We start from the raw sequence: 10,235 nt of genomic DNA on the forward strand, positions 1-10,235 counted from the left end.
GGGTATGGGGGAGGCGCTCGCCAACCCGCACCTTTTCGATGCGCTGGCGATTTTGACCAATCCAAATCTCTTCGGTCTAGGACATCGAAGAATTACGATTTCGACCATTGGCCTGTTGCCAGGAATCGAGAGGTTGACGCGGGAGTTTCCACAGGTCAATCTAACCTTCTCGATGCATTCGCCTTTCGACGAGCAACGGAGTGAACTGATGCCGATCAATAAGCGGTTTCCGCTCCGCGATGTGCTCAATTCATTGGATCGCCACATCCGACATACGGGAAGAAAGGTGTATATCGCATATATTTTACTTCGAGGGTTCAACGACTCGGCGGAGCATGCGAAAGCGGTTGCTGCGCTGTTGAGGGGAAGGGGAGCTTGGGAACACCTCTACCACGTGAACCTCATTCCCTACAATTCAACAGAAGTGACGCCTCAGAGCTACTTGCCATCTGATCCAGAGAGGATCGAAACGTTCGTGCGGACTTTGAAAATGTACGGTGTGAACGTTACGGTTCGAACTCAATTCTGATCGGAAATTAAGGCGGCATGTGGTCAGTTGTACCGAGCTGATTCTCAAATGAATGGATAGGAGAGATAGGTATGAGTTCTTTCGTTCTCGGTTTTCAGGAAATGAAAAATAACCAGCTACTGCTCGTTGGCGGAAAAGGATTGAATGTAGGGGAGTTATCAAAAATTGAGGGAATCCAAGTACCAGAAGGCTTTTGTGTGACAACACGGGGATATCAAAAAGCAATCGAGCAAAACGAAACGTATCATGCTTTGCTCAATCGACTGACGATGCTAAACATTGAGGAACGAGATCAAATTGGTGAAATCAGCAGGAAGATTCGAGAAATCATTTTGGAAGTAGAAATTCCTTCTGATGTTGTGGAAGCAGTAACTCAATATCTCTCCCAGTTTGGCGAGGAACATGCTTATGCTGTGCGTTCCAGTGCGACTGCTGAAGATTTGCCACATGCCTCTTTTGCTGGCCAACAAGACACTTATTTAAATATTATCGGCAAAGAAGCCATCCTGCAGCATATCAGCAAATGTTGGGCCTCCCTTTTTACGGATCGCGCAGTCATTTACCGAATGCAAAATGGATTCGACCATAGTCACGTTTATTTAGCCGTTATCATTCAAAGGATGGTGTTCCCACAAGCTTCGGGAATTTTATTTACCGCTGATCCGATTACTTCCAACCGAAAGGTAATATCGATCGATGCTAGTTTTGGACTTGGAGAAGCACTGGTCTCTGGCTTGGTCTCTGCCGATTGTTATAAAGTACAGGAAGGGGAAATCATCGATAAGAGGATCGCGGCCAAAAAATTGGCGGTCTATGGACGAAAGGAAGGCGGAACAGAGACACAACAGATCGATCCTGACCTGCAAAAGACTCAAACCCTGACTGAGCAACAAATTTTACAACTAGCACGCATCGGAAGGCAGATCGAAGCCTATTTTGGTTGCCCACAAGATATCGAATGGTGTCTGGTTGATGATACCTTTTACATTGTCCAGAGTCGGCCAATCACGACGTTATACCCGATTCCAGAAGCGAATGATCAGGAAAATCGCGTTTATGTATCTGTCGGCCACCAACAAATGATGACCGATCCTATGAAACCGCTGGGATTGTCTTTTTTCCAGTTAACCACTACAGCACCTATGAGTAAAGCTGGTGGCAGGTTGTTTGTTGATGTGACACCTATGCTCGCTAGCAGAGACCATGTATTAAATTACCTGGGAAAATCCGATCCTCTGATCAAAGATGCACTGATGACCGTTCTAGAGCGGGATTTTATAAGGATGTTGCCAGACGATAACACAGCACCAAATCCGTATAAAAGCACCGTAGATAAAATGCGTGAAATTGAAAACAATCCGTCAATCGTTCCTGATTCAATTAAGCGTAATCAAGAATCGCTCGAAGCGTTGAAACACAATATCCAAACGAAATCAGGATCGGATTTGTTGGATTTTATTTACGAAGATCTCGAGCAATTAAAGAAGATTGTATTTGATGCGCAAATTATAGATGTCATTCTGGTTGCAATGGATGCTGCAGCATGGATCAATGAAAACATGAGCGAGTGGTTAGGTGAAAAACACGCTGCAGACACACTTTCTCAATCTGTACAGGGCAATATTACTTCGGAAATGGGTCTGGCGCTATTGGATGTCGCAGATGTGATTCGTCCTTATCCAGAAGTCATAGATTATTTAGAACATGTAAAAGAGGATCATTTCTTGGATGAACTGCTTAAGTTAGAAGGTGGGCAAGAAACCCGAGACGCTATCGATGCTTATCTCGTCAAGTATGGAATGCGCTGTGCCGGAGAAATCGATATAACTAGAACGCGTTGGAGTGAGAAACCAACTACGCTTGTCCCCCTGATTCTCGGCAACATCAAAAACTTTGAGCCTAATGCGAGCAAGCAGAAGTTTGAGCAAGGGCAACAAGAAGCTATGAAAAAAGAACAAGAGTTATTAGAGCGATTAAAGCAATTGCCGGATGGCGAACAAAAAGCCAAAGAAACTAAACGAATGATCAATCTCATTCGGAATTTCAGCGGGTTTCGCGAATATCCAAAGTACAGCTTGATTAATCGTTACTTCGTATATAAACAGGCTTTACTGAAAGAAGCAGAACAACTCGTACAAGTGGGCATCATTCATGAAAAAGAAGATATCTTCTATCTCACTTTGGAGGAACTTCACGAGGTTGTACGCACAAATAAACTGGATTACCACATCATCAGTAAACGAAAAGACGAGTACAACTACTATGAAAAACTAACTCCACCACGTGTTATCACGTCAGATGGTGAAATCATTGTGGGAGAGTACAAAAGAAAAAATCTGCCTGACGATGCGATTATAGGTCTACCCGTGTCTTCCGGAGTTATAGAGGGACGCGCACGTGTCATCTTGAACATGGAAGATGCTGATCTCGAAGATGGAGATATATTAGTCACCGCCTTTACGGATCCTAGCTGGACACCCTTGTTTGTATCTATCAAAGGCCTAGTCACCGAGGTTGGTGGTCTAATGACCCACGGTGCCGTTATCGCGCGTGAATATGGCTTGCCAGCAGTTGTAGGAGTGGAGAATGCTACCAAGCTGATCAAAGATGGACAACGAATTCGCGTGCATGGAACAGAAGGGTATATCGAAATATTGTAATGGATGAATAAAACACCCCCCATTGATTTGGGGGGCGTACGTTATCTCCCAGCCTCATTGAGGAGCGAGTATGAAAGCTTTGAGCAGTTCTTCCTGTCTTTCTTTCGATAATTTATTATCGTCTAAGTAGGCAGTGTAATAAATGTCATGCTGCTTCCATATGTAATAGGTTTCAGAGATGAGCTTCTCGTTGTTGTAGTAGGGGCCGCCAAAGACATGATTGTCGTCCTTGTAGGCGGAAATGCCAATGCCGTCCATGTCCAGTTTCCTAACAAAAGTCAACTCTGAACCATTCATTAATGGTAACTTGCTTTGATAAACCGTGAGATTACTTTCTTGGGAATAGTCTGCTGCACGGTATGAATTTTCAACCGCATTCACGGTATATTTGAAGTAGTCGGCGTATTTATCACCTGCCTGGAACATGACCGAATCTGTAAGTTTCAGTTTGTTATTCGAGAGAGAGAGTGGGATTTTCACTTTAATACCCAGTAGTTTTTCCGCCTTCTGCAAATCTTTCTCATCATAGAGCGGAAACGACCTTCCCTTTCCGTCGTAACTGACATGCTGGGTTTGTTCCGGGTATTTAAATGAGTTCAGAATTTTCTCCAGCTCGTCTTGCGAAATCATTCTCCAATTCCGTGGAAGCCCTTCTTCCAAGGTATGATCTTCGCTATAGAAATGAATCGCGTAGTATACTCCTTCATCACGCCAGAAGAACGTTTTTGCGATTTCTGGCTCATGATGCTCGTATTTTTGAACGGTCGTTAATAAAATACCGGTGATATCGGCATATGTAACCTCTTCTTGTGTATAGGTTTGGGGGAGAGCTTCACCCCATGATGGTCCTGGGATTTTTGTCGTTTGCCCACCCTCCAATAATTGAGAGAGTTCCCTAGTCACTATACTTCCTGTAGAGGCGATCACTTCGAATTGTTTCTCATCGGCATTACCGTGATTTGAACTAAAGTTTATGGTGACCTCGTCATCCTTACTGCTTTCATGTTTTTCGTCAACGTTTATACTACGCAATTGATACCCCTCAGGTAGATAATCAGGAACTTTATATGGGAAACTGACAAAATCATTTGCTCTCTCCAAATTGTTGAACCATTTATACCAATCCATCTCGCGCTGAATCTTAAATGTGGAAGGGGAGCCCTCTTTTTTCGAACCTGATTCGGCGCCATTCGCGTGCTCCGAAGAGTTCGTAAGCATAACGGCGCCTAAGCCGAGAAGCAGGATAATCGTCGCAGCGGACAGTTTATACGTACCTTTTTTGAATTTGGATATCATCGTAATTCTCCGTTTCATTTCCCTATTGTTTTCAAAGAAATTCGAAAGATTGACCTGCGGGGAAGAAGTTCGAGTAAATAACCGCGACAGCATAAGAAGTGTCATTCCGTATGATGAGGATTCATGCTCATCCAGCATCTCGAGTACACCCGCATCGCATGCGACTTCCCGGTCGACTTTTATTTTTTTCATGGACAGCCATACAAATGGATTGAACCAGTGGAGCACTGCAGCCAGTGTCCACAAGAAATTGAACCATAAGTCATTTCGTTTATAATGGGTCAGTTCATGCAGAAAGATGTGCATAAGCTGACGGGAATCGGCAATCGTTACGATATCTGCCGGCAAATAAATTCTCGGCCTCGTCAATCCATAGATGCATGGGCTGTGGAGGCGAGTAGTCTCATAGATAGGAATCGGTCTCGTGATGCCCAGTTTCGCCTTGCATGCCTCCAGAATAGAGAGCACCTCGTGATTCTCTAATTTGCATGAGACTCCAACTCTATTGTTGAATCTTAGAACAACAAACAGATAATAGGTACTCAAGGCTAATATTCCTGCAACCCATACAATTGAACCGATCGTGAGCATCTTATTGGGGTGATCCCGTTCTTCTTCATAGGTATAGGGTTGAAGGGGCGGATTCACTATTGAACTTGATTCTTCCGTCTGCTTTGATATAGGTGCAGGATTTACGTTTGTTGTTGTATCGCTATTCTTTGCTGTCAGTGACGGGTCCATTGTGTCTTCTGAAGAAATAGGCTGCTCTGCAATCCATGTAGGCCAATTGATCTCGTGCGGTATGAAATTAAATAGGCTGACAGGACTTTGTGGAGCTATCGGAACAAGCAGCTTGATTAACACAAGAATCCACAGCACATGAAAAATACGAGGGCCTAGACGGTTAAATAATAGCTTCCGAGTCAAGAGCAGCGGCAAGATGATGACAGTGGACGCTAGGGATGCGGTCAACACAAGATAAAACAAGGTTTCAATCAGTTTCATACATTCGTTCTCCTTCTTTTAACCTCATGGCAGAAGCTAATCGCGAGATTTAACTGCCGTCTCCTTTCTTTTTCTCTAATAGCTGTTGGAGCTCATCAATTTGGCTATCCGAGAGTTTTTCCTCTTCCAGAAATTTGGTGAACAGCATGCCAATAGCCCCGTTATAAACCCGATCCAGGAAGGAGCGGTTCGCTGCTTTGAGATATTCGTCGTAGGTAACCAGTGGGTAATATAAGTAGTTCCTGCCGGACTTTTCAAATCGGATCGCCTTTTTTTTGTGGAGCCTATTCAGGAATGTTTTGATGGTTTGATCTGACCAATCCATCTGATCCTTTAAGTTGGAAATGATCTCGATCGATGTTAAAGGCTCCTTCTGCCATAGCAGCTTCATCACTTCACTTTCGGCCTCGGTAATGTGAGGGAGGTTGTTCAATATCTTCACTCTTTTCCGTCGATAATGTTTACAACTGTAAACTGTAATGTTCAGTTTACGCATGTAAACGTAAAAAGTCAAGAAGGGCGTAATCTTGTTTAATCCTTGGTACAGGAACAACTCGTAGACGTCACAGTCAGTCCCGTCTCCAATGAACTAGCGATGTATCTCACCATCAGATCTCAAATCCGTTGTCATGACATCATATTTTCTTATCAATAAACTTGACTAGGATTGGAGAATTAATTAGAATGACTCCAACAAAACGTTTACGTATTTAAACCTTTCATTACAACGTCATGAAGAAAGGATAGAATATGGGAAAGCAGGCATTAGATCAATTTCGCTCATGTATTCCTTTTTTCCAACTGTTAGTTGATCCGCATCGCCAAGATATCATTCTGTGGCTTAGTGAACAGGGGCCGATGTCAGTGGGTGAAATAACAGCCCAATCTACATTATCGCGTCCAGCGATTTCACATCATTTAAAATTGCTGCGGGATCAAGGCTTAGTTACGATGGAGAAGATCGGTACAGAGCGTTATTATTCCGTAACCTTGGATATTGCTGTTGATTCGTTAAAAAAACTACTATTGTTACTTGAAAATGAGTGCCTTTAGAGCAAATCTAAAGGCATTTGCAATCACGTATACGTCGAAGGGTTTGAACGCTTAGATATTTAGATGTTCGGAATTGTTGGATGGATAAGAGTATAAGGAATTTATACAGTGAGAATAGAAAAGGGGTGTAAAGGAATGAATCAAATAGATAAGCTGGACGTTGAGTGCATTCTTACGGAACATAAGGAATTTTTCCAACAAGGTTCAACGAGTACTGTACAATTTCGCCTCGAACAGCTGCGCAAATTAACAGAGAGCATTAAGCGTAATGAGGATCGAATTACACAAGCATTGAATCAGGATTTAGGGAAAAGTGAATATGAGGCGTATTCAACGGAGATTGGCTTTGTATTGGATAGTATTAAGAACACAATGAAGCATGTGAAGAAATGGATGAAGCCTCAGAAGGTAAAAACACCTCTAGCTTTGTGGCCGTCTAGAAGCCGTATTATCAAAGAGCCATATGGGACAGTACTCATTATAGGCCCTTATAATTATCCGTTTCAATTGCTGATTGAACCTCTTATTGGAGCAATTGCTGCGGGAAATTGTGCGGTACTTAAGCCTTCAGAACATACACCTCATACAACGCGAGTCGTTCATGAAATGATTAACGAGATCTTTGATAAGAGTTACGTCCGAGTCGTAGAAGGGGAGAAGGAAGCAACGTCAGCACTCATACATGCCCCTTTTGACTATATCTTTTTCACGGGAAGTGTACAGGTTGGAAAGATCGTGATGGAGGCTGCTGCCAAAAATCTAGTCCCCGTAACCTTAGAACTTGGAGGGAAGAGCCCTGTCATTGTAGACAAGACTGCGAACTTAGAGTTAGCAGCGAAAAGAATTGTATGGGGCAAGTTTCTAAATACAGGCCAAACCTGTATTGCGCCAGATTACATGTTGGTACATTCGGAAGTCAAAGACGCTCTCATTTCAAAAATGAAAGAGGTCATCGTGAATTACTATGGAGAAGATCCGATGGTCAGTAAGGACTATGGCCGCATCGTGAATGAGCGCCAATTCGATAGATTGAATTCAATTCTGGAAAAAGATCGAAATAACGTAATCTATGGCGGTAAATCAGTAAGAGAGAAGTTGTATATCGAACCAACATTACTGGAGGCAGCATCATGGTCTGATGCGGTTATGTTAGACGAGATTTTTGGGCCGCTTCTACCGATTTTGGAATACGATCAGTTAGACCATGCCATTCACACCATTCAAGAGCATCCGAAACCATTGGCCTTATACTTGTTCACAGAGGATAAGAATTGTGAGGAAGAGGTGTTGCGTAGAGTTTCCTTTGGTGGCGGTTGTGTAAACGATACGATTCTTCACATTGCGAATAGTCATTTGCCTTTCGGTGGCGTGGGGAATTCAGGAATAGGCGCCTATCATGGGAAATATAGTTTCGACCTTTTTTCACATCATAAGAGCATTGTTAAGAAGACCACAATAATCGATACCAGTTTTATTTTACCTCCTTACAATGAGAAGAAACTGAGATTGGTCAAAAAGTTCCTACGTTAGAATTTTATTTCTTCCCGATATAGGTATCATTAGGATTGTAGCAAGGATGGGATCGATGAACATGGAAGCGAAACGGTCAGCATTAGTGGTAGGAGCAACGGGTTTCATAGGGACTGAGCTAGTGAAATTGCTTTGTAACAGTGAAGAGTATGGACGGGTGAAAATGATCGTTAGACGTCCTGGAACGTACTCACACCCGAAGATAGAAGTACTTGTTCGTGATTTCGATAAAATTATGCAAGAGGATATTGGAGAAATACAAGATGTGTTCTGCTGCTTAGGCACAACGATCAAAAAGGCAGGGACTCGAGAAGCATTTCAAAAGGTGGATTTTGAGTATCCGCGAACCATAGCAGCTTTAGCTAAAAAGCAAATGATCGAGCATTTCATCATGATTACCGCAATTGGGGCAAATAAAAAGTCATGGTCTCACTATAATCGTGTAAAAGGGATGATCGAGAGCGAATTGATTGCTCTGGATTTCCCGCGGCTATCTATCTTACGCCCCTCGCTGTTAACAGGGAACCGCGATGAATTTCGGTTAGGGGAAAAGGTTGGGGAAATACTTTTGAAAATGGTAAACCCTCTGCTGGTGGGATCTGCAAGAAAATATCGTTCTATTTCAGGAGAACAGGTCGCATATGCAATGAAAGTTATCGCTTTACGAAGCAAAGAACAGAAAGTTACCATCTATACTTCTGATGAGATTGCAAAGTTTGCACCGCTTTAGTAGTATAGACCGATCACAAGACTGCCTAGCTATGGGCAGTCTTTGTTATAACTACAAGCCAATACGGGTGTCGGAAGCAATCAAGGTGGATTCAGCTGGAACAACGAAATTACGGAGAGGGAGAGGAGCTCGCGGGTGATATCATCTCACGTTCTTGCAATGATATCATTTATTGTCTACTTCCAATATTAAGTATACTATAATGAGATAAAGTCTATGAATTATGTAAAAGCTATGATAAAGAAAGCAAGAAAGGAAGAGGCTTATGCTTACCATTTATGATTGGTTTGGTTATAAATTGCCGAATACGGAACGTTTTCAGTTAATCAAAGAAGCTGGATTTGATGGCGTTTTAATATGGTGGAGTGATGGCTTTGGTCGTGACTGCTTTGGTCGGAACGATTACCGCAAAGGGCCGCAAATAGCGCGAGAAGCGGGTCTATTTATCGAAAATATCCACACACCAATCCAAAACGAAAACAACCTCTGGCTTGACAATCTGGACGGTGTAACCGCAACGGATTGCTATTTGCAATGTGTTGCAGATTGCGCTGATTTTGAGATTCCGACAATGGTTGTGCATTTGCCTAACGAAGACAATCCATATAACACATTGGGATTGGATAGAATCAAGAGAATCACTGAAAAAGCTGAACAGCTTGGTGTCAATGTTGCACTGGAGAATTTATGGAACCTTTCCAATTTGGCATATGTGCTGGAGCAAGTAGATTCGCAGCGTATCGGATTCTGTTATGACTCCGGACATCACTACCGCCATTATCCAGACTATGATTTATTATCCGAGTACGGTTCTCGGCTGATGGCACTACATTTACATGATAATAACGGAAGTTATGCCCAACATGGATTACCTTTTGATGGTACGATTGATTGGTCTACAACCATGAAAAAAATCGCGGAGACGGATTATTCAGGCGCGATTGCAATAGAGGCCATGAATTGGGATTATGCGGATTTATCAGCTAAAGAGTTTTTACATAAAGCGTGTGAACGAGCAAAGAGGCTGGAAGAATTAAAACGGAAATAATCTGCAACAATCATGGATATTTGCAGGATACATATTCTATAAAAATATCATACTGATTCATTACATATTATTGGTCTTTTGTATTGGATGAGAAAATATATAGAAAATAGGGGATTGTACAATCATGACGGAAGAAAAAACAAAAAAGAAGTCATCGCTAAAATACGTTATTATCGGTGTATTACTGATCATTTTAGCCGTTACGAATCCGAATAAAGATGACTTTACTGATTATGTGAGTAAGAAAGCAGACGCAAATCACTTTGTAGCATCTGTTGCTTTTAAGCTACTGGGGATGGAAAGAGATAATTATATTTTCTTCTCTAAGTTCTCATTTTATAACGTCAATGGAGACAAAGTTATTGTTTATGGTTTATTAAATGG

Annotated in this window: 9 protein-coding genes; 7 read left to right on the forward strand and 2 right to left on the reverse strand. The window is 42.3% G+C overall.

The window, feature by feature from the left end:
- Positions 1 to 529: radical SAM family protein (locus BBG47_RS25900; RefSeq protein ID WP_483310763.1), on the forward strand; the 529-nt coding region annotated here is incomplete at its 5' end.
- 71 nt (positions 530 to 600) lie between these two features.
- Positions 601 to 3,189 carry a phosphoenolpyruvate synthase gene (gene ppsA, locus BBG47_RS25905; RefSeq protein WP_065294139.1) on the forward strand — a complete coding sequence of 863 codons (2,589 nt, stop codon included), beginning with the start codon at positions 601 to 603 and terminating at the stop codon, positions 3,187 to 3,189.
- Positions 3,190 to 3,243: 54 nt separating this feature from the next.
- Here the strand turns inward: ppsA and BBG47_RS25910 are convergent, their stop codons facing one another.
- Together BBG47_RS25910 and BBG47_RS25915 are read right to left on the reverse strand one after the other, a co-directional pair.
- A complete protein-coding gene (locus tag BBG47_RS25910; protein ID WP_065294140.1) occupies positions 3,244 to 5,490 on the reverse strand; it encodes a M56 family metallopeptidase in 2,247 nt (748 codons plus the stop codon).
- Positions 5,491 to 5,539: 49 nt separating this feature from the next.
- Positions 5,540 to 5,923: a BlaI/MecI/CopY family transcriptional regulator gene (locus BBG47_RS25915; protein ID WP_065294141.1), complete on the reverse strand. Its 384-nt coding sequence runs from the start codon at positions 5,921 to 5,923 to the stop codon at positions 5,540 to 5,542.
- A 317-nt stretch (positions 5,924 to 6,240) separates the two neighbouring features.
- Here BBG47_RS25915 and BBG47_RS25920 point away from each other — a divergent pair, with 317 nt between their 5' ends.
- The 5 genes from BBG47_RS25920 to BBG47_RS25940 form a co-directional block, all read left to right on the forward strand.
- Complete coding sequence (locus tag BBG47_RS25920) at positions 6,241 to 6,543, forward strand: ArsR/SmtB family transcription factor (RefSeq protein WP_065294142.1); 303 nt, start codon at positions 6,241 to 6,243, stop codon at positions 6,541 to 6,543.
- Positions 6,544 to 6,678: 135 nt separating this feature from the next.
- Positions 6,679 to 8,073 carry an aldehyde dehydrogenase gene (locus BBG47_RS25925; protein WP_065294143.1) on the forward strand — a complete coding sequence of 465 codons (1,395 nt, stop codon included), beginning with the start codon at positions 6,679 to 6,681 and terminating at the stop codon, positions 8,071 to 8,073.
- 55 nt (positions 8,074 to 8,128) lie between these two features.
- Complete coding sequence (locus BBG47_RS25930; RefSeq protein WP_254659930.1) at positions 8,129 to 8,803, forward strand: oxidoreductase; 675 nt, start codon at positions 8,129 to 8,131, stop codon at positions 8,801 to 8,803.
- A 265-nt stretch (positions 8,804 to 9,068) separates the two neighbouring features.
- Complete coding sequence (locus BBG47_RS25935) at positions 9,069 to 9,851, forward strand: sugar phosphate isomerase/epimerase family protein (RefSeq protein WP_065294144.1); 783 nt, start codon at positions 9,069 to 9,071, stop codon at positions 9,849 to 9,851.
- Between the two features lie 124 nt (positions 9,852 to 9,975).
- Positions 9,976 to 10,235 (forward strand): hypothetical protein (locus tag BBG47_RS25940; RefSeq protein WP_139070777.1); only part of this gene is annotated, 260 nt, incomplete at its 3' end.

Origin of the sequence: Paenibacillus sp. KS1 (assembly GCF_001680695.1) — a bacterium.
Classification (GTDB): Bacteria; Bacillota; Bacilli; order Paenibacillales; family Paenibacillaceae; genus Paenibacillus_B; species Paenibacillus_B suaedae.